The organism is Methylibium sp. Pch-M, assembly GCF_004136295.1.
Classification (GTDB): Bacteria; Pseudomonadota; Gammaproteobacteria; order Burkholderiales; family Burkholderiaceae_C; genus Methylibium; species Methylibium petroleiphilum.
In genome coordinates, this window is sequence record NZ_CP029606.1 from 554,094 (window position 1) to 576,950 (window position 22,857).

At 68.9% G+C, this 22,857-nt stretch carries 27 protein-coding genes; 11 read left to right on the forward strand and 16 right to left on the reverse strand.

Going from position 1 to position 22,857, the window contains the following annotated elements:
• The first annotated feature begins 160 nt into the window (after nucleotides 1-160).
• Entirely contained in the window at nucleotides 161-394 is a 234-nt protein-coding gene (gene rpmB, locus C1M51_RS02590) for a 50S ribosomal protein L28 (RefSeq protein WP_011828715.1), read from the forward strand.
• A 16-nt stretch (nucleotides 395-410) separates the two neighbouring features.
• A complete protein-coding gene (gene rpmG, locus C1M51_RS02595) occupies nucleotides 411-578 on the forward strand; it encodes a 50S ribosomal protein L33 (RefSeq protein ID WP_011828714.1) in 168 nt (55 codons plus the stop codon).
• Between the two features lie 149 nt (nucleotides 579-727).
• Here rpmG and C1M51_RS02600 read toward each other — a convergent pair whose 3' ends face one another.
• From C1M51_RS02600 to C1M51_RS02615, 4 genes are all read right to left on the reverse strand, one after another.
• Nucleotides 728-1,951 carry an acyl-CoA desaturase gene (locus C1M51_RS02600; protein WP_129448090.1) on the reverse strand — a complete coding sequence of 408 codons (1,224 nt, stop codon included), beginning with the start codon at nucleotides 1,949-1,951 and terminating at the stop codon, nucleotides 728-730.
• A 127-nt stretch (nucleotides 1,952-2,078) separates the two neighbouring features.
• Nucleotides 2,079-3,338 (reverse strand): RsmB/NOP family class I SAM-dependent RNA methyltransferase, encoded by a 1,260-nt coding sequence (locus tag C1M51_RS02605; protein WP_129448091.1) that lies wholly within the window; start codon nucleotides 3,336-3,338, stop codon nucleotides 2,079-2,081.
• Nucleotides 3,339-3,389: 51 nt separating this feature from the next.
• On the reverse strand, nucleotides 3,390-4,160 hold the full coding sequence (locus C1M51_RS02610) for a LytTR family DNA-binding domain-containing protein (RefSeq protein ID WP_129448092.1): 771 nt from the start codon (nucleotides 4,158-4,160) through the stop codon (nucleotides 3,390-3,392).
• On the reverse strand, nucleotides 4,157-5,296 hold the full coding sequence (locus tag C1M51_RS02615; RefSeq protein WP_242499951.1) for a sensor histidine kinase: 1,140 nt from the start codon (nucleotides 5,294-5,296) through the stop codon (nucleotides 4,157-4,159). Before C1M51_RS02615 ends, C1M51_RS02610 begins: the two co-directional genes overlap by 4 nt.
• Before the next feature lie 74 nt (nucleotides 5,297-5,370).
• Between C1M51_RS02615 and argH the strand changes: the two genes are divergently transcribed.
• Together argH and C1M51_RS02625 are read left to right on the forward strand one after the other, a co-directional pair.
• Nucleotides 5,371-6,774: an argininosuccinate lyase gene (argH, locus tag C1M51_RS02620; RefSeq protein ID WP_129448093.1), complete on the forward strand. Its 1,404-nt coding sequence runs from the start codon at nucleotides 5,371-5,373 to the stop codon at nucleotides 6,772-6,774.
• A 43-nt stretch (nucleotides 6,775-6,817) separates the two neighbouring features.
• The gene (locus C1M51_RS02625; RefSeq protein WP_129448094.1) at nucleotides 6,818-7,696 is read left to right on the forward strand and encodes an alpha/beta hydrolase; all 879 of its coding nucleotides are present in this window, start codon (nucleotides 6,818-6,820) and stop codon (nucleotides 7,694-7,696) included.
• Nucleotides 7,697-7,718: 22 nt separating this feature from the next.
• Here C1M51_RS02625 and C1M51_RS02630 read toward each other — a convergent pair whose 3' ends face one another.
• From C1M51_RS02630 to rpsP, 6 genes are all read right to left on the reverse strand, one after another.
• Complete coding sequence (locus C1M51_RS02630) at nucleotides 7,719-8,708, reverse strand: CobD/CbiB family protein (protein ID WP_129448095.1); 990 nt, start codon at nucleotides 8,706-8,708, stop codon at nucleotides 7,719-7,721.
• Between the two features lie 61 nt (nucleotides 8,709-8,769).
• A complete protein-coding gene (locus C1M51_RS02635; protein WP_129448096.1) occupies nucleotides 8,770-9,453 on the reverse strand; it encodes a CoA pyrophosphatase in 684 nt (227 codons plus the stop codon).
• A 137-nt stretch (nucleotides 9,454-9,590) separates the two neighbouring features.
• Entirely contained in the window at nucleotides 9,591-9,944 is a 354-nt protein-coding gene (gene rplS / locus C1M51_RS02640) for a 50S ribosomal protein L19 (protein WP_011828705.1), read from the reverse strand.
• Nucleotides 9,945-10,031: 87 nt separating this feature from the next.
• A complete protein-coding gene (gene trmD / locus C1M51_RS02645; RefSeq protein WP_129448097.1) occupies nucleotides 10,032-10,802 on the reverse strand; it encodes a tRNA (guanosine(37)-N1)-methyltransferase TrmD in 771 nt (256 codons plus the stop codon).
• Between the two features lie 22 nt (nucleotides 10,803-10,824).
• Nucleotides 10,825-11,406, reverse strand: coding sequence for a ribosome maturation factor RimM (rimM, locus tag C1M51_RS02650; protein WP_129452069.1), 582 nt, complete (start codon nucleotides 11,404-11,406; stop codon nucleotides 10,825-10,827).
• 46 nt (nucleotides 11,407-11,452) lie between these two features.
• On the reverse strand, nucleotides 11,453-11,713 hold the full coding sequence (gene rpsP, locus C1M51_RS02655; protein WP_129448098.1) for a 30S ribosomal protein S16: 261 nt from the start codon (nucleotides 11,711-11,713) through the stop codon (nucleotides 11,453-11,455).
• 187 nt (nucleotides 11,714-11,900) lie between these two features.
• Here rpsP and C1M51_RS02660 point away from each other — a divergent pair, with 187 nt between their 5' ends.
• A complete protein-coding gene (locus C1M51_RS02660) occupies nucleotides 11,901-12,473 on the forward strand; it encodes a GNAT family N-acetyltransferase (RefSeq protein WP_129448099.1) in 573 nt (190 codons plus the stop codon).
• Entirely contained in the window at nucleotides 12,470-12,910 is a 441-nt protein-coding gene (locus C1M51_RS02665) for a TM2 domain-containing protein (protein ID WP_129448100.1), read from the forward strand. The genes C1M51_RS02660 and C1M51_RS02665 overlap by 4 nt, the downstream gene beginning before the upstream one ends.
• Before the next feature lie 9 nt (nucleotides 12,911-12,919).
• On the opposite strand, the gene C1M51_RS02670 is transcribed toward C1M51_RS02665, so the two are convergent.
• The 3 genes from C1M51_RS02670 to C1M51_RS02680 form a co-directional block, all read right to left on the reverse strand.
• Nucleotides 12,920-14,455: a malonyl-CoA synthase gene (locus C1M51_RS02670; protein ID WP_129448101.1), complete on the reverse strand. Its 1,536-nt coding sequence runs from the start codon at nucleotides 14,453-14,455 to the stop codon at nucleotides 12,920-12,922.
• Nucleotides 14,456-14,509: 54 nt separating this feature from the next.
• Nucleotides 14,510-15,298 (reverse strand): enoyl-CoA hydratase/isomerase family protein, encoded by a 789-nt coding sequence (locus C1M51_RS02675; protein ID WP_129448102.1) that lies wholly within the window; start codon nucleotides 15,296-15,298, stop codon nucleotides 14,510-14,512.
• Nucleotides 15,299-15,418: 120 nt separating this feature from the next.
• Nucleotides 15,419-16,186: a sulfite exporter TauE/SafE family protein gene (locus tag C1M51_RS02680; RefSeq protein ID WP_129448103.1), complete on the reverse strand. Its 768-nt coding sequence runs from the start codon at nucleotides 16,184-16,186 to the stop codon at nucleotides 15,419-15,421.
• Between the two features lie 15 nt (nucleotides 16,187-16,201).
• Between C1M51_RS02680 and C1M51_RS02685 the strand changes: the two genes are divergently transcribed.
• Entirely contained in the window at nucleotides 16,202-16,843 is a 642-nt protein-coding gene (locus C1M51_RS02685; RefSeq protein ID WP_011828696.1) for a trimeric intracellular cation channel family protein, read from the forward strand.
• Nucleotides 16,844-16,890: 47 nt separating this feature from the next.
• Nucleotides 16,891-17,322: a DUF1841 family protein gene (locus tag C1M51_RS02690; protein WP_036231019.1), complete on the forward strand. Its 432-nt coding sequence runs from the start codon at nucleotides 16,891-16,893 to the stop codon at nucleotides 17,320-17,322.
• Nucleotides 17,323-17,351: 29 nt separating this feature from the next.
• On the opposite strand, the gene C1M51_RS02695 is transcribed toward C1M51_RS02690, so the two are convergent.
• The 3 genes from C1M51_RS02695 to C1M51_RS02705 form a co-directional block, all read right to left on the reverse strand.
• Nucleotides 17,352-18,938, reverse strand: coding sequence for an ABC transporter substrate-binding protein (locus C1M51_RS02695; RefSeq protein WP_129448104.1), 1,587 nt, complete (start codon nucleotides 18,936-18,938; stop codon nucleotides 17,352-17,354).
• Between the two features lie 59 nt (nucleotides 18,939-18,997).
• Nucleotides 18,998-20,227 carry an HD-GYP domain-containing protein gene (locus C1M51_RS02700; protein ID WP_129448105.1) on the reverse strand — a complete coding sequence of 410 codons (1,230 nt, stop codon included), beginning with the start codon at nucleotides 20,225-20,227 and terminating at the stop codon, nucleotides 18,998-19,000.
• A 159-nt stretch (nucleotides 20,228-20,386) separates the two neighbouring features.
• Nucleotides 20,387-21,049, reverse strand: a complete 663-nt coding sequence (locus tag C1M51_RS02705; protein WP_129448106.1) for a cytochrome c — start codon at nucleotides 21,047-21,049, stop codon at nucleotides 20,387-20,389.
• A gap of 83 nt (nucleotides 21,050-21,132) precedes the next feature.
• On the opposite strand from C1M51_RS02705, the gene C1M51_RS02710 reads away from it, so the two are divergent.
• From C1M51_RS02710 to C1M51_RS02720, 3 genes are read left to right on the forward strand one after another with little or no spacing between them, the layout of a single operon-like run.
• Nucleotides 21,133-21,987, forward strand: coding sequence for a MoxR family ATPase (locus C1M51_RS02710; RefSeq protein WP_011828692.1), 855 nt, complete (start codon nucleotides 21,133-21,135; stop codon nucleotides 21,985-21,987).
• Between the two features lie 11 nt (nucleotides 21,988-21,998).
• The gene (locus C1M51_RS02715; RefSeq protein WP_129448107.1) at nucleotides 21,999-22,232 is read left to right on the forward strand and encodes a hypothetical protein; all 234 of its coding nucleotides are present in this window, start codon (nucleotides 21,999-22,001) and stop codon (nucleotides 22,230-22,232) included.
• Nucleotides 22,229-22,828, forward strand: coding sequence for a GNAT family N-acetyltransferase (locus C1M51_RS02720; protein ID WP_207207788.1), 600 nt, complete (start codon nucleotides 22,229-22,231; stop codon nucleotides 22,826-22,828). The genes C1M51_RS02715 and C1M51_RS02720 overlap by 4 nt, the downstream gene beginning before the upstream one ends.
• Nucleotides 22,829-22,857: the final 29 nt, after the last annotated feature.

Here is a 22,857-nt window from a genome sequence, read left to right on the forward strand (position 1 = left end):
CAGAGTTCTGGCTATAATTGCAGTCTTTGCCGAACAGGGCCCGGTGCCTTGGGCCCGCGCTGCGCGGGCTGCAGGCCCGGAAGGGTACGTATCAGGCGGGTTGCCAGTCACCTCACCTGCTCTGCGCACTGTGTTGCATCACATCGAACGGAGAAGCGTCATGGCGCGCGTCTGTCAAGTCACGGGCAAAGGCCCGATGGTGGGGAACAACGTCTCCCACGCCAACAATAAAACCAAGCGTCGCTTCCTGCCGAACCTGCAGTACCGCCGCTTCTGGCTCGAGACCGAGAACCGCTGGGTGCGCCTGCGCGTGACCAACGCGGCACTGCGGCTCATCGACAAGGTCGGCATCGAACAGGTCGTCTCCGACCTGCGTGCCAAGGGCGAACTCTGAACCCCGGGAGCTGATCATGGCAAAAGGTGGACGCGAAAAGATCAAGCTGGAGTCGACGGCCGGCACCGGTCACTTCTACACGACCGACAAGAACAAGAAGCTGCATCCCGAGAAGATGGAGCTGATGAAGTTCGACCCGAAGGCGCGCAAGCACGTCGCCTACAAGGAAGTGAAGCTGAAGTAGGGCTTCTGCTTCGCGGTGTCGCGATGAAGCCCGCCCGGCCGCCTGGCCCGGCGGGCTTTTTGTCGCCCGCCGATCCCTCGTTTGCCACACGCCGCCCATGAAAAAGGCGCCCGCAGGCGCCTTGTTTCGTTCCACCCGAGATTCGCCGGTCAGGCGTGCGCGGAACGCAGCCGCAGCGCGAACTCCTGCAGGGCGGCTATGCCGCTCTCCTCAGCCTTCTTGCACCACGCCTGAAGATCGGCGACGAGTTGTTCGGCCGACACATTGGTGCGCGTCCACAGCTGCCGCAGCTCTTCTCGCATCGTGACGAGCTTGTCGAGCACCGGGTGTTCCGCGCGGGCCGTTTCCACCTGCAGACGCACGGCCTGCGGGATGCGATCGTCGTCACGGTGCAGCCAGCGATGCGCCAGATGGAGCTGGTTCCACTTCGGCGAATGCTGCTGGCCTTCGGCCTTCAGGCGCGCCAGCTCGACGCGACAGGCCGCCTTCAGTTCACGGCCGTAGCCCGCCATCAACTCATAACGGTGGGCGATGATCGCCTCGAGCGTCTGGCTGTCGGCCACCGGCCGGATCGTGCCGAGCGCCAGCTTCGGCGCCGTCTTGCGCACCGAGGCCAGACCGCACTTGACTAGCACCGAGATATAGACCCAGCCGATGTCGAACTCGTAGGGCTTGATCGAGAACTTCGCCGAGGTCGGGTAGGTGTGGTGGTTGTTGTGCAGTTCCTCCCCGCCGATGATCACACCCCAGGGCGACACGTTCGTCGAGGCATCGGGAGCCTCGAAGTTGCGGTAGCCCCAGAAGTGTCCGAGGCCGTTGATGATGCCGGCCGCGTTGATCGGGATCCACATCATCTGCACGGCCCAGACGGCCACGCCGGCCGCGCCGAACAGGAACACGTTCACCAGCAGCATCAACCCCACGCCCTGCCAGCTGTAGCGGGTGTAGAGGTTGCGCTCGATCCAGTCGTCGGGCGTGCCGTGACTGAACTTGCTGAGGGTCTCGGCGTTCTTGGCCTCGGCACGGTAGAGCTCCGCCCCCTCGAGCAGCACCTTCTTGATGCCGCGCGTCTGCGGGCTGTGCGGGTCGTCTTCGGTCTCGCACTTGGCGTGATGCTTGCGGTGGATCGCGACCCATTCCTTGGTGACCATGCCGGTGCTCAGCCACAGCCAGAGGCGGAAGAAATGCGCCACGGCCGGGTGGAGATCCAGCGCGCGATGGGCCTGCGAGCGGTGCAAGTAGATCGTCACTGCGGCGATGGTGACGTGCGTGAACACGAGAGTGCACAGCAGCACCTGCCACCAAGTCGCATGCAGCCACCCGTGGGCCAAGCCGTTGATCGCACCATCCCACATCGTCGAAACCAGTTCCATCGCCATCCTTTGAATTGCCGCCGCATTGTAAATGTCGGCTTGCTGAAAGGCCCGGGGAAACTACGGACTTTCCCGAGGCTGTTTGCCTTGGAGCAAGTTCTGCGGCGACTGTTCCAATGGCATTTCTCTATTTTTTCCGCCAAATTGCCGCAAAGAAGCCATCTGTTGCGTGCCGATGAGGCCAAAGACGCAAGCAGCTTCCTTGCACCAGCGTCTCCGCATCGCTGACCTTGCTGTGTTCCAGCACCCAGCGGGCGGACAGCGCTTCGAAGTCCGGATGCGCGGCCGTGAACGCCTCGGCGATGACCTCGTTCTCGCTGGCCAACAGGCTGCAGGTGGCATAGACCAGACGGCCACCCGGCTTGAGCAGCCGAGCCGCACTGGCCAGAATCGCCGCCTGCTTGACGCGCAGTTCCTCTATAGCCTTCGGCGACTGGCGCCACTTCAGATCGGGGTTGCGACGCAGCGTGCCCAGCCCGGAACAGGGCGCGTCGACCAGCACGCGATCGATCTTGCCCGCGAGGCGCTTGATGCGGTCGTCGCGCTCGTGGGCAATCTGCACCGGGTACACATTGGACAGGCCACTGCGGGCCAAGCGCGGCTTCAGCGCATCGAGCCGATGTCCGGACACGTCGAAGGCATAGAGGCGGCCCGTGTTGCGCATCATCGCACCGAGCGCCAGCGTCTTGCCTCCCGCGCCTGCGCAGAAGTCGACCACCATCTCGCCGCGCCGCGCCTCGGTCAACAGCGCGAGCAACTGACTGCCCTCGTCCTGCACCTCCACGTCGCCGCGCTTGAAGAGTTCGAGCTTGTTCAATGCCGGCTTGCCCTGGATCCGCAGCCCCCAGGGCGAATGCGGCGTGGCGCTGGCCTCGATGCCGGCCTCGGCCAGGGCTGCCGCCACGTCCTCGCGCTTGGCATGCAAGGCATTCACGCGCAGATCGAGCGGCGCAGCAGCGTTGAGGCTGGCCGCCAGTGCCCAGAATTCGGACTCGCCCAGCGCGCCCTTGAGCGGCGTCGCCAGCCAGTCCGGCAGGTTGTGGCGCAGTTTCTCGGGCAAGGTGTCGACGTCGGTCGCCCGCGCTCGCGCCAACCATTCGCGCTCCGGCGGCGACGCGTGGGCCTGCAGGATGCCGTCGCCGCCCTGCCAGCCCAGCAGGACCAGGCGCCGCTCCATCGGCCCCTGCCCGGATTGCGCTAGGTGCTGGAACAGCAGGCGCCGGCGCAGCACCGCGTACACGGTCTCGGCCAGCGCATGACGCTCCCGATGGCCCAGGCTGCGGTGCTCGCGAAAGTAGGCCGACACCACGCCGTCGGCCGGCGCGTCGAGCTTCAGAACGGTTCGCAGCAGTTCACTGGCGAGGTCGAGCAAGGCGGATGGATGCATTGCACCGATTATCCGTGGCGCCCTTGCCGCAGCCGCCCGGCTTGCGTCGCGCTACAGACCGCTGGCCGTCAACGCCTCGCGCACCGCACCGACCTGGCGCCGCGACACGGCGAGCCACTCGCCGGAGGATCCGACGCGCACGGCCCAGCCTTCGGCGCCCTCCTCCTCGCTGGCGCGGCGCTCAAGCGCGCTGACCGCGGCCTTGGCGACGATCGCATTGCGGTGCACGCGCAGGAAGCTGTCGCCGAGCCGCTGTTCGATCTCGCTCAGCGCGTCGTCCAGCACGTAGGTGTGCGTCGCAGTGCGCAGCGTCACGTACTTCAGCTCCGCCTTGAGGTACAGCACGTCAGCCACCGGCACACGAACCAACCGTCCCCGCTCGCTGACCACGATCACTGGTAGCACCGTCGCCGCGGCCCCCCGTGCTGCCGAGCGTCGCGCCACCCGAACGAGCGCCGACTGCAACCGCTCGCGCCGCACCGGCTTGGTCAGGTAGTCGGTCGCCTCCAGTTCGAAGGCGCGGAGCGCATGCTCGGCGTGAGCCGTCACGAACACGACCGCTGGCGGACGCGGCAGGGCCTGCAGCCGGGCGGCCAAGGCCGTGCCGTCGAGCCCGGGCATCTGGATATCGAGCAGCAGCACGTCGGCGTCCTGCCGCGCCAGCCAATCGAGCGCCGCCTGCGCCTGGCCCAATTCGCCCGCAACCTCGGCGGCCGGGTCGCCACCCGCGGACACTTCCCGCACCAGTTGCGCGAGCCGCATGCGCGCCAGCGGCTCGTCGTCGACGATCAGCACACGCAGGGGCTCCGCGGGGATGTTCATAGCGGCACGGTGATCTGCACGCGGTACACGTCGCCGTCGCGCCCGGCCTGGAAATGTGCCGCCACGTCGTGCATCAGGCGCAGGCGCTCGTGCACGTTGCGCAGCGCGATGCCGTGCCCCGGCACCGAGGCCTGCTGGGGCACGCTGTTGGCCACCAGGATCTCAACCTGGCCGCGCCGCACCCGTGTTCTCACGCGCAACAGGCCGCCGGAAGCGGCCGGCTCGACGCCGTGCTTCACCGCGTTCTCGACCAGCGGCTGCAGCAGCAATGGCGGCAATCGGGCCGCATCGCCCGCGGGATCGATCTCCCACCGCACCTGCAGCCGATCGCCGAAGCGGATCTGCTCGATCGCCAAGTAGCGGCGCGCCAGTTCGACCTCGTCGCGCAAGGTCGCCGCAGCCTGGCTGCCGGCGTCGCTCAGCGCGACCCGAAACAGCTCTGCCAGGTCCTCCAGCACGGCTTCCGCGCGGGACGGGTCGACGCGAACCAGCGCGATCGCCGTGTTCAGCGTATTGAACAGGAAGTGCGGCCGGATGCGCGACTGCAACTCGGCCAGCCGGGCCCGCGTCGCGGCCGGCTGCTCCAGCCGCGCGCGCTGTCGCAGCCATTGAAAGAACGCGGCGGCCATCGCAGCCCCGGTGGCGGCCCCGGCGGCCGCGTGCAGGCCATCGACCGCCCGGGGGTTGGACCACTGCATCCAGCTCCACAACCACCAGGCCGCGGCACTGCACACGCCACCCCACAGCGTGGCCAGCATCCATTGCAGCGCCACCGATCGCCGCGCCAGCCAGCGCCGCGCCAGGCAGGCCGTCAGCAACCACCACATCAGCGCCGGCATCGCGACCCCGGACGCGATGGCGAACTGCAGGCCCCACTGCGCGATCTCGCCGACGCTGAACGCCGTGCCCAACGCCAGCACGCCATGCACGAACAGCAGCGCACGCAACACCACGCCGACATGGCAGACATCGAAAGCCGAGCGCTCGGGCGCGGCCGCAGGCCGGCCGGGATCACGGCCGCTGTCGGGGCCCAGCGCCCCGAAACCGGTGCTCAACAGGGCGGTGTCGACCGCCGCGACGATCTCGCCACCGTCGGATCGGGTGGCAGGATGGGCGGTAGGCGTCGGGGGGATCACGAGGGGCGGGCTCCTACAATCGATTGTCCACAACCTGCACGACCCGCAGCAAGCACCGCCCGGCGGGTCCGGCCATGAGCAACGACAACCAACTCGACAAGAAATCCCAGGCCTGGTCGGCGCTGTTCTCTGAACCAATGAGCGAGCTGGTGAAGCGCTATACCGCCAGCGTCGACTTCGACCAGCGCCTGTGGCGAGCCGACATCGACGGCTCGCTCGCCCATGCCGATATGCTGGCGGCACAGGGCATCCTGACGGCCGAGGACCACGCCGCCATCGTCCGCGGCATGGCACAGGTCGTGGCCGAGATCGAATCAGGGACGTTCGAGTGGAAGCTCGACCTCGAGGACGTCCACCTCAATATCGAGGCGCGGCTGACCCAGTTGGTCGGCGACGCCGGCAAGCGGCTTCACACCGGGCGCTCGCGCAACGACCAGGTCGCGACCGACGTGCGCCTGTGGCTGCGCGGCGAGATCGACGCGATCGGCGCCTTGCTCACGGCGCTGCAGCGTGCGCTGGTCGACGTGGCCGAGCCGAATGCCGAAGTCATCCTGCCGGGCTTCACGCACCTGCAGGTGGCCCAGCCGGTGAGCTTCGGGCACCACCTGCTGGCCTATGTAGAGATGTTCGCCCGCGATGCCGAGCGCCTGCTCGACGTGCGCCGGCGCGTCAACCGGCTGCCGCTCGGCGCCGCCGCGCTCGCCGGCACCAGCTACCCACTCGACCGCGAGCGCGTCGCCCGCACGCTGGGTTTCGAAGGCGTGTGCCAGAACTCGCTCGACGCGGTGAGCGATCGCGACTTCGCGATCGAGTTCACCGCCGCCGCCTCGCTCTGCATGGTGCACGTGTCGCGGCTGAGTGAAGAGCTGATCCTGTGGATGAGCCAGAGCTTCGGCTTCATCGACCTGGCCGATCGCTTCTGCACCGGTTCGTCGATCATGCCGCAGAAGAAGAACCCCGACGTGCCCGAACTGGCACGCGGCAAGACCGGCCGCGTCGTCGGCCACCTGATGGCGCTGATCACGCTGATGAAGGGCCAGCCGCTGGCCTACAACAAGGACAACCAGGAAGACAAGGAGCCGCTGTTCGACACGGTGGACACCTTGAAGGACACGCTGCGCATCTTCGCCGAGTTGGTGGGTGGCATCAGCGTCAAGCCCGAGGCGATGGAACGCGCCGCGCTGAAGGGCTACGCGACGGCAACCGACCTGGCCGACTACCTGGTGAAGAAGGGCCTGCCGTTCCGCGATGCCCACGAGGTGGTCGCCCATGCGGTCAAGACCGCGATCGCCCAGGGCCGCGACCTGAGCGAGCTGCCGTTGCCGGCCCTGCAGGCCTTCCATCCGGCGATCACCGACGACGTCCATGCCGCGCTGACGCTGCGCGGCTCGCTCGATGCGCGCCAGGTGCTGGGCGGCACCGCGCCGGCGCAGGTGCGATTCCAGATCGCACGGCATCGCGCACGGCTCGGCAGCTGACCCGGTCCGCATCCAGGCGCTGGCGACGCGCGTACCTCTGCGAATGAACTCGCGACGTACGCTGCTGCGGACCGGCGGCCTGACCGGCCTGGCGCTGGGCCTGACCGCCTGTGCGCCGACGCGTGTACTCAATGCTCTGGCTGACTCGGATACCTACACGCTGAAGGCCGACCTGCCCTACGGCGCGGACCCGCGGCAGCGTCTCGACATCTACACGCCGACCCGCGCGGCGCCCGGCGCGGGCCATCCGGTCGCCCTGTTCTTCTACGGCGGCTCCTGGAACAAGGGCGAGCGGGCCGATTACCGCTTCGTCGGCGAGGCGCTCGCCTCGCGAGGCGTGCAGACCGTCGTCGCCGACTACCGCCTCTATCCGCAGGTCAGCTACCCCGACTTCCTGCGCGACTGCGCTCAAGCCCTGGCCTGGACGCTGCGCGAGGCCAGGGGATGGGGTGGCGATGCGCACCAGGTCTTCGTGATGGGTCACAGCGCCGGGGCCTACAACGCCGCGATGCTGGCGCTCGATCCGCGCTGGCTGGCTGCCGAGCACCGCACTCCGCGGCAGCTGGCCGGCTGGATCGGCCTGGCCGGGCCCTACGACTTCATCCCGATCGTCAACCCCGACGTGCGCCCGGTGTTCCATCACCCCGAGGTTCCACCCGAGTCTCAGCCGATCCGGTATGCCGATCGCGCCGCGATCCGCAGCTTTCTCGGCGCGGCCGCGAAGGACTCGCTGGTCGACCCGCAGCGCAACACTATTCAGCTCGCACGTCGCCTCGAGTCACACGGAACGAAAGTCAGCCGGCATCTCTACGAGCGGGTGAATCACGTGACACTGGCGGGCGCGCTCGCACGCCCACTGCGCTTCCTGGCGCCGGTGCTCGACGACGTGGAAGCGTTCATCAAGCAGTCGCCAATGGCCTGACGAGGCCACCAGCCGACACGCCTCAGCCGATCAGGTTGGCCAGGCTCAGCAACGCCAGCAGCAGCATCCACAGCACCACGGAGCGCCATACCAGGCCCACCACGCTGCGAAGGTGGCCGAGTTCCGGTGCGAGCCCAGGCGTCGAGCCCACTGCATCCGTGTCCTGCCGGTTGGCGCCGGTGGCGAAGTCCTTGGACTGGTCGGTCTGCAACGGCGGCGGCGCGCTGCCGCCCAGGCGCACGCCGACCGCACCGGCCGCCGCCGCCAGGATGGTGCCGTCGTTCCGCGAGCGCCACAGCCCGGCGTCGCGTCGCCAGCATTCGATCGCGGCCTCGAAATCGCCGACCACCGCGAAGCCGAAGGCCGTGAGACGTGCCGGCAGGTGGTCGATCCACGCGAACAGCTGCTGCGATCGCTGCATCAGGCGCTCGTTGATCGGTACGCCCACCGTGCGGCTGCGGAAGGCCCAGTAGCGGCTCGAGAACTCCGCCAGGCGGTACAGCACCGCACCCGCCGGGCCGAGCCCGAGCGTGGACAGCAGCACGAACCAGAAGAACACGCCGAACACGTGGCGATGTGCCGCCACCAGCGAATGCTCGATCACGTGCCGCAGCAGTTCGGTGCGCGGCAGGTCGCTGGCGTCGAGCTGCCGCCACTCGGCCAGCAGCCGACGAGCCTCGATCTCGTCGCCTCGCTCCAGCGCGTCGCGAATGTCGGTGAAGTAGTGGCTGAACTGCCGGAAACCGAGCGTGAGGTAGAGCACCAGCACGTCCCACACCAGCGCCAGCAGCACGCTGAAATGCGCCAGCGCGACATGCACGACGAACACCAGCAGCGCGGGCAGCACCACGGTGATGATCCAGACGACCCAGGAATGGTGATCGCGCCCGGCATCGAAGTTGCGGCCGGTCCACCGGATCCACACCACCATCGCGTCGTGGATGCCGTTGCTGCGTGGCAGGGGATGAAGTTGCTCGATGACGAGGGCCAGCAAGACCGCGAAGAAACTCATGGGTCGATGATACCGAGGCGCCCGCCTTGCAAGACGCGGACGACGGCAAGTCGCCGCGTCGTCAGGCGCTGAGGAAGCGGTAGAAGTTGCGCAGCATCGCGGCGGTCGCGCCCCAGATGAAATAGCCCGGCGACTCGGGGGTCGGGTACCACGGCATCGAGTAGAACGACCTCTGGCCGCCCGGGCCTTCGAACAGGTGGCGCTGATGGTGCGCAGGGTCCATCAGGAAGGCGAGCGGCACCTCGAACACCTCGGCCACCTCGAAGGGATCAGGCTTTGCCGTGAAGCCGGGCTCGACCAAGGCAACGACCGGCGTGACGACGAAGTTGGTGACCGTGGTGTAGGTCGGCAGCGTGCCGATCACCTCGATGTGCCGACGCGGCAGGCCGACCTCTTCCTCGGTCTCGCGCAAGGCCGTTGCGATCGCATCGGCGTCCTCCAACTCGGCACGGCCGCCGGGAAAGCTGATCTGGCCGGCGTGATCGGTCAGATGGTCGGTGCGCTGCGTCAGCAGCACCGCCGGACCGTCGTCGCGTACCACGAGCGGCACCAGCACCGAGGCGTGGGCGGGCTCGCGGTCGATCAACCGCCCATCGCCCGGGAACTCGACCTGCCACGCGGGCGGCGCGAGGAAGCGCTGCCGCAGCGCCGCCGGCAGGATGCGCTCGAGCGGCACGGCAGCCAGGTGCGAATCGCGCCCGACCACCGGCACGGCCCTGGGATCGATGATGGGAATGCGTTGCATGGAAGTGCGAGCTTAGGCGTTCGGGAATGAAAAAGCCGCCCGGAGGGCGGCTCTTGGTGAGGCCGTTTTTGACGCGGCCGGCTGCGCCGGGTCGCGTCGAAAACTCGCAACGCTCTGCACTCGCAGCTGACCGAAAGTCAGGCGAGCTTCTCCTTGATGCGTGCCGACTTGCCGCTGCGCTGGCGCAGGTAGTACAGCTTGGCACGGCGCACGTCGCCACGGCGCTTGACTTCGATCGACGCGATCAGCGGGCTGTAGAGCTGGAAGGTCCGCTCGACGCCTTCGCCGCTGGAGATCTTGCGCACGATGAACGAGCTGTTCAGGCCGCGGTTGCGCTTGGCGATGACCACGCCTTCGTAGGCCTGCAGGCGCTTGCGCGTGCCTTCGACGACGTTGACGCTGACGATCACCGTGTCGCCCGGCGCGAAGGCCGGAATGGTCTTGTTCAGGCGAGCAATCTCTTCCTGCTCGAGGGTTTGGATCAGGTCCATGGGTTCTCCAAGTGATCATGCCCGCGCCGCGTTCCCTGGGAAGGGAGCTGTTCTGAATGGCCAGGTAGAGGATCGAAAAGCCGCAGATTATAGGCCAAGTCCCGGCAGCGACTGCAGGTAGCGTTCGTCCGCCTTCGTCAGCCGCCCCTGGGCGCGGGCGGCGGCGATCAGATCGGGGCGGCGCCTGGCCGTCAGCTCCAACTGCCGCTCGCGCCGCCAGCGGGCGATCTCGGCATGGTGGCCGGACATCAGCGTTGCCGGCACGCCGTCCGCGGCGGCATCTCCCAGATGCTCCGGGCGGCTGTAGTGCGGGCAGTCCAGCAGGCCGTCGGAGAAACTGTCTTGCTGGTGCGAGGTCTGGTCGTTCAGCACGCCGGGCTGCAGGCGCGCCACGGCATCGACCAGGGCCAGGGCCGGCAGTTCGCCGCCCGACAACACGAAATCACCGAGGCTCAATTCCTCGTCGACATGGCGGTCGATGAAGCGCTGGTCGATACCTTCGTAGCGACCGCACACCAAGACCGCGCCTGCCTCGGACGCCAGCGCTTCGACGCGCCTCTGCGTGAGCGGCGCGCCGGCCGGGCTGAACAGCAGGACCGACGTGCGAGCGGCTCCTGCAGCGGCCTGATCCTCGCGCACCGCGGCCAAGGCGCGCTCCAGCGGCTCGACCAGCATCACCATGCCGGGGCCGCCGCCGTAGGGCCGGTCATCGACGCGGCGGTAGGCATTGTCGGCAAAGTCACGCGGCTGCCAGAGCTTCAGGTCGATGCCGCCGCTCTCGAAGGCTCGGCGTGTCACGCCGACGGCCCGGAATGGCGCGAACAGTTCCGGGAACAGCGTCAGAACGTCGAAACGCATGGGCAGGAGGCGCCTGTCAGCCTCAGAAATCGAGACCCCAGTCGACCGTGATGCGACGCTGCTCCAGGCTCACCGCGTCGATGTAGGCCGCGACGAAGGGAATGAGCCGCTCGCGTTCCAGCAACTGGCCCTGGGCATCCGTCTCGACCTGGGTGACGCGCAGCACGCTGTGCGCCCCCGTATCCAGCAGGTCGGCCACATTGCCCAGCGCCTGCCCTTCGCGATTGACGACAGCCAACCCGATCAGGTCGACCCAGTAATACTCGTCGGCGTCGGCAGTGGGAAAGCTGGCGCGCGACACGAACACGCTGCAGCCCCGCAGGGCCTCGGCGGCGTTGCGGTCTGCGACATCCTGAGCGGTGGCCACGATCACGTCACCCTGCTCGCGGGCGTTCGTGATGCGCAGCAGCGTCGGCGGCGGCGTGGCCGCCTTCGGCCCCAGGGGCTTCTCGGGCGGCCGCAGGAACCAGCGGCGCGACGAGAACAGCGCCTGGGGATCGCTGGAGAAAGGTAGCACCTTGATGCCGCCCTTGATCCCCCAGGCATCGACAATGCGCCCGACCTCGATGGCATCCTCGGGCCAGACGACCTCGTCGTCGAGCACGGAGGCGCTCACGGTGCGGCAGGCGTTCGTCGATGCGGCAGCGGCATCAGGCCGCCGGCACGGCCTTGGCCTTGGCGTCCTTCACCAGACGCGCGACGGTCGGCGACAGCTGGGCGCCGTGGCTGACCCAGTGGTCGATGCGGTCGAACGCCACGCGCAGCGGCTCTTCGCCGCCGGCAGCGACCGGGTTGTAGAAGCCGACGCGCTCCAGGAAGCGGCCGTCGCGACGGTTGCGGGCCGGGGCGGCGACGATGTTGTAGAAGGGGCGCTTCTTGGAGCCGCCACGTGCGAGTCGGATCACGACCATGATGTTTCCTTGAGTCTGGTTCAGGATCCACGTCACCCGGGACACGCGGGGCCGGCGAATCGGTTCATCGGCAGCTCGCGCTGCCCGTGCTCGGCGTCGTAGATACGCCCCGGGCCATCGTCGCGCATTGCTGCGCGGCAGATGAACGAAGCCGCCACCGAAACCGCGCATTATAAACTCGTTGCCGATGAGTGCCACCTATCCTGCCGCTGCGCTCCTGCTGCGGCCCAGCACCGCTGCCGACCTGCCGGCCCTCACCGCCCTCTATGACTGGCATGCCCGGCATGGCAGCGGCACCTTCGAGCTGGAGGGCCCGAGCCTCGAGGAGATGGCCCGGCGCCGCGACGACGTGCTCGCCAAGGGCTTGCCCTGGCTGGTGGCCGAACGCCACGGCGACCTGCTCGGCTATGCCTACGCGACGCCCTTCCGCCCGCGTCTGGCCTACCGGTTCGCGCTCGAGGACTCGATCTACCTGGCCCCGCACGCACACCGCCAGGGGGTGGGCCGGGCGCTGCTGGCGGAGCTGATCGCCCGCTGCGAGGCCTGGGGCGCGCGGCAGATGTTCGCGGTGATCGGCGACAGCACCAACGCCGCGTCGATCGGCCTGCACCGCGCGCTCGGCTTCGCCGAGGTGGGCACGATGCACGCGGCCGGCTGGAAGTTCGACCGCTGGCTCGACGTGGTCATCATGCAGCGCCCGCTCGGCGATGGCGATGCCACGCCGCCTTCGGGTTGCCCCCCGGTGGGAGGCCGTTCATGACCCCACGCTCCAAGACGCTGGCGACCTGGCTCGCCTTCATCGCCGGCAGCCTGGGCCTCCACCGCTTCTACCTGCACGGACTGCGCGATGCCTGGGGCTGGCTGCACGTGCCGCCGACGCTGCTGGGCCTGTACGGCGTGGAGCGCATGCTCGAACTGGGGCAGGACGATCGCCTGGCCTGGGCGCTGATCCCGCTGCTGGGCCTGGCGCTGGCCGCCAGCATGCTGGCCGCGATCGTCTACGGCCTGACGCCGGACGAACGCTGGAACGCGCGCCACAACGCCGGCGCGGCTGTCCGCCCGAGCGGCTGGCTGGTGGTGTTCGGCGTGGTGGGGGCCGTGTTCGTCGGTGCCACCGTGCTGATCGCCACCATCGCCTTCAGCGGGCAGCGCTACTTCGAGTCCCAGGTCGAGGCCGGGCGGCAACTCAGCCAGTGAGCCGCCGCCTCAGGCGGCGCCCGCGAACACCCCGGCATGCTGCTGGCGCAGCAAGTTCTTCTGCACCTTGCCCATCGCGTTGCGCGGCAGTTCGGCCATGACGAACACCTGCTTGGGCAGCTTGAACGCGGCAATGCGCGACTTGAGTTGCGACACCAGTTGCGCCCCGTCCACCCTGGCATCCGACCGGGCCACCACGACGGCCACCACCGCCTCCCCGAAATCCGGATGCGGCACGCCGATCACCGCCGACTCCGCGACGCCCGGCAGCTCGTTGAGATAGCCCTCCACCTCGGCCGGATAGACGTTGTAGCCGCCGCTGATGATCAGGTCCTTGCTGCGGCCGACGATGGTCAGGTAGCCCCGCTCGTCGAGCCGCCCGACATCGCCGGTCCTGAACCAGCCGTCGGCGGTGAATTCCTCGGCCGTCTTGTCCGGCATGCGCCAGTAGCCCTTGAACACGTTCGGCCCCCGCACCTCGACCCCGCCCACCGCGCCCGGCGGGCAGGCCGCGCCGGCCTCGTCGACGACGCGCAGCGCCACGCCCGGCAACGGCCGGCCGACGGTACCGCCGATGCGGTCGCCGTCTTCCGGCCGGCACGGATTGGAGGTGAGCATCGCCGTCTCGCTCATGCCGTAGCGCTCGAGGATCGTCAGGCCGGTGCGCGATTGCCAGTCCCGGAAGGTCTCGATCAACAGCGGCGCCGAGCCGGAGATGCACAGCCGCATCCGGGCACAGGTGGCGCGTGTCAGCGCGGGGTCCTGCAGTAGCCGCACATAGAGCGTCGGCACGCCCATGAACACGGTGGCACGCGGCAGGCGCTCGATCACCGCGGCGGGATCGAAGCGGTTCAGCCACAGCATCCGGCTGCCGTTCAGCAGCGCGCCGTGGCAGGCGACGAACAGGCCGTGCACATGGAAGATCGGCAGCGCATGGACCAGCACGTCGTCGGGCCGCCAGTCCCAGTAGCGCTGCAGCGTGCGCGCGTTGCTCAGCAGGTTGCCGTGGCTGAGCATCGCGCCCTTGCTGCGCCCGGTCGTCCCGGAGGTGTACAGGATGGCGGCCACTTGGTCGGTGCCCACCCGCGCCGGCTCGTGCCGGTCGCCCTGCTGCGCGGCGCGCTCCAGCAGCGTGCCGCTGCGGTCGTCGTTCAGCGTGAACACGTGGCCCACACTTCGCCGGAACGCCAGCTTGCTGATCCAGGGGAAGTTGCGGGTGGCGCACACCACCACGTCCGGCTCGGCGTTCTCGATGAAGTAGTCGAGTTCGGCCTGCTGGTAGCCATTGTTGAGCGGCAGGTAGACGAAGCCGGCGCGCAGCGTGGCCAGATAGAGCAGCAGCGCCTCGACCGATTTGTCGGTGTGCACGGCGATGCGGGCGCCGGTCGGCAGTTCCAGCGACACCAGCAGGTTGGCGATCATCGCGGTGGCGCGCTCGATGTCGCGCCAGCGGTAGACCAGCCCCCCGTCGGCCTCGATCGCCACGCCATCCAGATCGGCCGGGAAGCCGGCGCGCAACGCGACGAACAGGTTGTCGTTGTTCATGAGCGGATTCCGTTCCACGTCAGGGTCATCGCGGCGCGCCGTGGCCGCCCGTCGTCATACCGGATCGTCCGGAAACACCGGCCGGCGCCGATCCAGGAAAGCCTGCACGCCTTCGAGATGCGTTGCGCTGTCGGCATAGCCGAAGTGTCGCGCGCGCTCGGCGTCCGTCGGCCCGCCGCTCAGCAACTGGCGCAGCGTGCGCTTGTTGGCACGCGCCACCGACGCCGGCAGCGCGGCGATGCGCCGGGCCGTGGCGGCGGCCTCGGCCGCCACGTCGTCCACGACGCGCTGCACCAGGCCGCGCCGCAGCGCCTCGTCGGCGTCCAGCAGGCGAGCCTCCAGCAGCAGTTCGGCCGCGTTCGCCCGGCCCACCGCGCTCAGCACCACCGCCAGTTCGTCGGGCGCCATCGGGAAGCCGAGATGGGCGATCGGGATGCCGAAGCGCGCGCCGCGCCGGGCAATGCGCAGGTCGCAACAGGCGGCGATCTCCAGGCCGCCGCCGATGCAGCCCCCCTCGATCTGCGCAACGAGCGGTACGTCCGTCGCGAGCAGCGCGTGCAGTGCCGGCGCGACCAGGCGCTCGTGGTAGTCGCGCAGCGCCTCGGTGGAGAAGCGGTGTGCCGGGAACTCGGCGATATCGGCGCCGGCCGCGAAGTCGCTGCCTTCGCCACGGACGATCACCGCATGCAGCGTCGGCTGCAGCGCATCCAGCGTCGCCGCCAGCGTCCCGAGCTCGCGCCACATGGCGACGCCGATCGCATTGAGCTTGCCCGCGTTCGACAGCGTCAGGACGCCGACGCGGGGATCGGCCGGATCCCGTGCGAAATGCAGGCTGCCGCTCATGCGCGCCCGCGGCCCGCGCGCGGTGGGGCCAGGTGCGCCGTGACGATGATCGAACGAGGCTTCATGCGGAGATCCTGAGGGTGGACGCGCGGCGCCGGAAGGCACCGCCGGGCCCGCATCCTAAGCCCCCCAGCCCCGCAGCCCGTCCCACAGCAGCTTCACGCCGGTCAGCAGCATGCCGAGCGAGAGCAGGCGGTAGAACAGCGTTGGCTCGACGCGCCGGGCCAGCCGCACCCCGATCCACACGCCGATGGGCGCCAGCGGCATCAGCAGCAGCGAGGTGGTCAGGTTGCGCAGGTCGATCAGGCCGAGCCACGCGTACGGGATCCATTTCGACGCATTGACCGCCGCGAAGAACACCGCGGTCGTGCCGGCGAACACCAGCGGGCGCAGCTTCAGGGGCATCAGGTAGGCCAGCGCCGGCGGCCCGCCGGCATGCGCGACGAAGCTGGTGTAGCCGGCGGCGATGCCGAGCCCGAAGCCCCACCAGCGCGGCGGCGGCGGGGCGTCGGCACGCGGCGGGAAGAACTGGCGCTGCGCCAGGAACAGCAGCGTCAGCGCGCCGACGATGCCCGCCACCGTCGATGTCGGCAACAGGCCGAAGCTGAGCGTGCCCAGCACGGTGCCCATCAGGCCGGCCGGCAGCATCAGCCTGAGCAGCGAACGATCGGCTTCGCGCCACAGCGCGGCCAGGCCGAAGGCATCCATCACCGCGAGCAGGGGCAGCATGATGGCCGCCGCCTGCGGCACCGGCAGCGCGACCGCCATCAGCGGCGTCGCGAGCGCGCCGAAGCCGGCCCCGAAGCCGCTCTTGCTCACGCCCATCAGCAGCACCGCGGGCACGGCCACCGCATAGAAGGCGGGATCGGTGATGATGTCGGCCGTCATGACCGGTCCGCCCCGATGCCCGCCCACCCGCTGAACCTCGCGACCGCCCTGCTCGTGGCCGAGTGGGCCGCGATGCTGGCCTTCGCGCTGTCGGGCCTGATGGAGGCCGCGCGCAAGCGGCTCGATGCGGTCGGCGTCGTGGTGGTCGCCGGCCTCACCGCCTTCGGCGGCGGCACGCTGCGCGACGTGCTGCTCGACCGCCGACCGTTCTTCTGGGTGCAGCATGCACAGTACGTCTGGGCCATCGTGGCGCTGGCCGTGATCGCGATGCTGTTCATGCGGGGTCGCCACTTCCAGCCCACCGAGCGCGCGATCGTCTGGCCCGATGCGCTGGGCCTCGGGCTGTTCGCCGCCAGCGGCACGCTGATCGCGCTCGCCACGCCGCTGCCGGCGCTGGTGTCGGTGCTGATGGGCGTCGTCACCGCGGTCTTCGGTGGCGTGCTGCGCGACATCGTGTGCAACGAGATCCCGGCGGCCTTCAGCGACCACCGGCCATACGCCGTGTGCGCCTTCGCCGGCGGCTGGGCCGTGGTGGCGGTGCACAGCCTCGACGGCAGCGAGACCGCCGCGCTGATCGCCGGGACGCTGCTCACGGTGCTGCTGCGCGCACTGGTGCTGTGGCGCAACTGGCAGCTGCCGGCCTGGCGCATCGACTGAAGTCCCTCACGCCCCGGCGCCGGCCGCGCCAGCGCGACAATGGTGCGATGTTCACGCCCTCCCAGCACGACGTCCGCCGCTTCTTCTGCGAGGTGCAGCGCAAGCACCAGGCCGCCGAGGTGCTCGCACCGATCGAGGCGATGGCCGCCGACTGGATCGGCCAGCACCCCGAGTACCACGCCGACCTCGCCGACGCCGATACCGCGGTGGCGGCCCGCTACAGCGTCGAGGACGGCCGCACCAACCCTTTCCTGCACCTGTCGATGCACCTGTCGATCACCGAGCAGGTGGGCGTCGACCAGCCGCGCGGCATCAAGCAGGCCTTCGAATTGCTCGCGGCGCGCCGCGGCTCGGCGCACGAGGCGCAGCACGAGATGATGGAGTGCCTGGGCGAGATGATCTGGGCCTCGCAGCGCAGCGGTCTGCCGCCGGACGGCGAAGCCTACATCGACTGCGTGCGCCGCCGCGCGACGCGCTGACGTCGGCGGCCGGGGCCGCCGGCGCTGCGTCACTTGACGCTGATCCACGACCACTCGAGCCAGTTGTCGGCGCGGTGGACCACCGTCACGTTGCTGCGCGCCGCCCACGGCACGATCTGGCGGTGCAGCGGCAGGTGCAGCACCAGCTCGTTGTGGCGCGCCAGCGCCGCCTTGACCAGCGCCTCGCGCTTCTTCGCGTCGGGCTCGCTGCTGGAGGCGGCAGCCAGCTCGTCGAGCTTCGCGTCCTTGACGCCGCCGAAGTTCCAGCTGCCCACGCCACCCGAATCGCCCGGGATGCGGCTGCGCAGCACCGGCGTCAGCGTCGTCTCGGCATCGGTGATCGAGCCGCCCCAGCCCAGCAGGTACATCGAGGAGTCCAGCTTCTCGAGCTTTGCGAAGTAGGTGCTGCGCGGCATCGCGTTGACCTGCACCTTCACCTTCAGCCGCGACCACATGGCCGCCAGCGCGAGGCAGATCTCCTCGTCGTTGATGTAGCGGTTGTTCGGGCAGTCCAGCGTGACTCCGAAGCCCTCGGGATAGCCTGCGGCCTGCATCAGCTGCCGGGCCGCCGCCAGGTCGAACGGCAGACGCTTCTCCAGTGCCGCATCGTTGTAGGCGCCCAGCGGCGACGGCGTGATGCCGCCGGTGGGCAGTGCCTGGCCCCGCATCAGCTTCGTCTTGATCGTCTCGATGTCGATGGCCTGGTAGAGCGCCTTGCGCACCCTCACGTCCTTGAACGGATTGCGGTCGCCGGGCACCTGGCCGTACAGCAGCTTGTCGCGCGTCTGGTCCATGCCGATGAACAGGATGCGGTTCTCCGGCCCGTCGACGACCTGCACGCCGGCCGTGTTGCGCAGCCGGGCGATGTCCTGCGGGGCCGGGTCGAGCACGAAGTCGAGCTCGCCCGAGATCAGCGCCGCGGAGCGCGTCGCATCGCTCTTCACGGGCGTGTAGACCACCTGCTGCAGGTTGCCCGCGAAGCGGCCCCACCAGGCCGGATTGCGCTTGAAGACCGTCTTCACGTCCGGCTGGCGCGAGACCAGCATGAACGGGCCGGTGCCGTTGGTGTTCAGCGACGCATGGCCTTCCTGCTTGTTCTTGAAGTCCAGCGGTCGCGCGGCGCCGTGCTTCTCGCTCCAGGCACGGCTCATGATCTGCACCGTGCTGAGGTGCTGCAGGAAGATCGGGTTCACCTGCGCCAGCCGGAACTCGACCGTCAGCGCGTCGAGCTTCTTCGGCTCGCCCAACGCGCTGGCGTAGACGCGGATCGCCGATGCGGGATCTCGCGCCCTCAGCACCGAGAACACCACGTCGTCCGCGGTGAAGGGGCTGCCGTCGTGGAAGCGGACCTGGGGACGCAGCTTGAGCCGCCACACTGTGGGCGAGGTCTGCTGCCATTCGGTGGCGAGCACCGGCTCGATGGCGAGCTGCCGATCGCGGTTGACCAGCGACTCGTAGACCTGGCCGTTGATCTGGTTGGTCAGCGACTCGTTCTGGGAGTGGGGGTCCAGCGTCTGGACATCGCCCTGGCTGGCCCAGCGCAGCGTCTGCGCCGAGCTGGCCGTGGCCAGCGCGGCCAGCAGCATCGCCGAGGCGTATCGAAGGAGGGACGGCATGGCGGTTCTTCTGCGCTCGAGCGGGGGAGCGCGCAGTGTAGACAGGCCACGCAATTCCCTCAGGGCTTGGCGGCCTCCCCGGCCCAGAGCCGGTCGATGTCCTTGAACGGCCACTTGTCCGGCGGCTCGCAGGCGATCACCTTGTCCTGGCACCAGGGCCCGCCCAGGTCGATCTCCTCCGGCAGGATGCGCTGGTTGGACTTGGTGCTGAAGAACACCTTGACCTTGGGGGTCAGCAGCGACGCCGGGTTCTGCTGGATCACCACCGCCAGCCGCCCGGTCTGCAGCCGCACCAGCGAACCGACCGGGTAGATGCCGACCGTCTTGACGAAGGCCTGGAACACCAGCGGGTCGAAGTGCCCTTTCCACTGCGCCATCTGGCGCAGCGACTCGCCCGGGTCCCAGCCGGCCTTGTAGGGGCGGTTAGAGGTGATGGCGTCGTAGACGTCGCACACCGCGCCCATCTTGGCGATCAGCGAGATCTGGTCCCCGGCCAGCCGGTGCGGATAGCCGCTGCCGTCGACCTTCTCGTGGTGGTGCAGGCAGACATCGAGCACGTCCGGTGGCGCATTGCCGGCCTCGAGCAGCAGCGCATGGCCCCGCTCCGGATGGGTGCGGATGATCGCGAACTCCTCGTCGGTCAGGCGTCCCGGCTTGTTCAGCACCGGGCTCGGCATCACCGCCTTGCCCAGGTCGTGCATCAGCCCGGCCAGGCCCGCCTCGCGCACCTGCGACTCGCGCAGGCCCAGCTGGCGGCCCAGCGACACCATCAGGGCGCACACGGCCACGGAATGCAGGTAGGTGTAGGTGTCGGTGGTCTTCAGGCGCGCCAGGCTCACCAGCGTGCCGGGACTGCTCATCACCGAGCCGGCGATCTCTTCCACCAGGCGCCGCCCCTGCTCGACATCCATCGCGCGGCCCAGCCGGGCCTCGGCAAACATCGATTGCACGGCCTCACGCGAACGGCCGATCACCTTGCGCGCCTGCGCCAGCTCCTCGTCCCGCGAGCGCGGCAGTTCGATCAACGGGCTGGGCGCGGTGGCGGCCGCCTCGAGCTCGCGCTCGATCTCCTCGCGCACATCGGACTCGCTGATGCCGCCCTCGACATCCATGCCGACCTCGACGTTGATCCACACCTCGCTGATCCCGCTGCCGCGGATCTTGTCGATGTCGGCCGGATCGCGCAGCACGAACTTGGAGCGCCAGAACGGGTGCTCCATCCACGAGCCGCACAGCTCGTGCAGGTACATGCCGGGCCGCAGCTGGTCCACCGTGATTCTCTTCAGCACGCCGCTTCTCCGTCGAACGTGGTCATGCTGCGCTATCGACCGCAGCCGGGCGAACTGAAGCCGGATCGCCTCCCCGCACCCGCGCACGCGCGGCGCGCGTGAAAAAGCCGCCGGACCTGGCGGTCGGGCGGCTCCTGGCCGGCACGGCGGCGCGGCGGGTTACTTGAACTTCGACTGCGGCACCGTCTTCAGGTCGGTCGGCAGCGCGGCCATGTAGTTCGACAGGCCCTTGAGCTCGGCATGGCTGAACGCCTTGACCTGGGCACCCATGATCGCGTGGCTGCGGCCGATGTTCGGGTTGCCCTGGGTCGCGTACGCCTTCAGGGCCACGTACAGGTAGTCGGCATGCTGACCTGCCAGCTTCGGGTAGCTGCCGTCGATGGGCTTGCTGAAGTTCGCACCGTGGCAGGCGGCACAGCTGCCCTTGGTCAGCAGTTCCGCGATCGCGGGATCCGGCGCCTTCGCCGGCTCGGCCGGCAGCTCGGCGCGCGCGCCACCTTCGGCTTCGTAGTACGCGGCGAGGTCGGCCATGTCCTGCTCGCTCAGCGACTCGGAGATGCTGCGCATCGTCGGGTGCTTGCGGTCGCCCTTCTTGTAGGCGGTCAGCGCGGCCACGATGTACTTCGCGTTCTGCCCCGCGATCATCGGCACCTTGTAGATCTCCGGGAAGCTCGCCTGGTAGCCGACGATGCCGTGGCAGCCGATGCACATGGCGTTCTTCTTCTGGCCGGCAGCGGCATCGCCGGCCTTGTCTTGCGCTGGCGTCGCGGCGGCAAAGGTCATCGCAAGCAGCGCGATCATCGCGGGGAACAGTGTCTTCATGGTCCGGCGGTGGGTTGAGTTCAGCGGCGGAGTATACGGGCCCCCTATACTGATTTGGACACCCTCAGCCGACTCTTCCCGCCATGAAATATGCAGGTTCCGACCAGTACGTCGCCACACCCGACCTGATGCTGGCGGTCAATGCCGCCATCACGCTGCAGCGGCCGTTGCTGATCAAGGGCGAGCCCGGCACCGGCAAGACGATGCTGGCCGAAGAAGTGGCCGCAGCGCTGAAATTGCCGTTGCTGCAATGGCACATCAAGAGCACCACCAAGGCGCAGCAAGGCCTGTACGAGTACGACGCGGTGAGCCGCCTGCGTGACAGCCAGCTCGCGGGGCCCGACGGCGCCGAGCGCGTGCGCGACATCCGCAACTACATCGTCAAGGGCGTGCTGTGGCAGGCCTTCACCGCCGAGCAGCCTGTGGCGCTGCTGATCGACGAGATCGACAAGGCCGACATCGAGTTCCCGAACGACCTGCTGCGCGAGCTCGACCGCATGGAGTTCCACGTCTACGAGACGCGCGAGATGGTCAAGGCGCGACATCGGCCGCTGGTGTTCATCACCTCCAACAATGAAAAAGAGCTGCCCGACGCCTTCCTGCGCCGCTGCTTCTTCCACTACATCAAGTTCCCCGAGGCCGAGACGATGCGCAGGATCGTCGAGGTGCACTTCCCCACGCTGAAGAAAGAGCTGCTGGCCTCGGCGCTGAAGAGCTTCTACGACGTACGCGGCCTGCCCGGCCTCAAGAAGAAGCCTAGCACCAGCGAACTGCTCGACTGGCTCAAGCTGCTGGTGGCCGAGGACATTCCGCTCGACGCGCTGCAGAGCCAGGACGACAAGGTCGCCATCCCGCCGCTGCTCGGCGCGCTGCTGAAGAACGAGCAGGACGTGAGCTTGTTCGAGAAGCTGGTGTTCATGCAGCAGCGCAACCGTTGAGCGGGACACGCATGCAGAACGACACCCGTCGCGACCTGCTCGTCGGCGTGGCCGACGCCCTGGGCTTCGTGCTCGGCGCTCTGGCCGGCTGGGGTCTCGGCCGGCTGCTGGGCTTCGATTTCGTCGGCACGCCCGGCTACGGCGGCGCCCAGATGATCGGGCTGGTGTTCATCGTGCTGGGCTGCGGGCTCGGCAAGTGGCTGGCGCGCGCGCTGGCGCAAACCTTCACGCGGGATCGTCCATGAGTGCCCTGCCTCTCACCTCACCGGTCACGCTCGAGGGCCGCCACGCCAGCCTGGTGCCGCTCTCGCATGCGCACGCCGATGCGCTGGCCCGCGCCAGCGCGGAAGGCGAATTGCATCGACTCTGGTACACCGCGATCCCGGCACCCGAGGCCATCGGGCCGGAGATCGCGCGCCGGCTGGCGCTGCACGCCGCGGGTTCGATGCTGCCCTTCACTGTGCTGGACGCCGACGGCACACCGTCCGGGATGACCACCTACATGAACATCGACGCGGCGAACCGCCGCGTCGAGATCGGCTCCACTTGGTATGCACAGCGCGTGCAGCGCACCGGGCTCAACACCGAATGCAAGCTGCTGCTGCTGACGCATGCCTTCGAAACGCTGGACTGCATCGCCGTCGAGTTCCGCACCCACCGGCTCAACACCCAGAGCCGTCGCGCGATCGAGCGGCTCGGCGCGCAGCTCGACGGCGTGCTGCGCGCTCACCAGCGCGCCGCCAACGGCACGCTGCGCGACACGGCGGTTTACAGCATCACCGCGGCGGAATGGCCGACCGTGAAGACGCACCTCGAGTGGCAATTGCTGCGGCCGCGCTGAGACCCGGAACCGGCGGCCGATGACCGAGC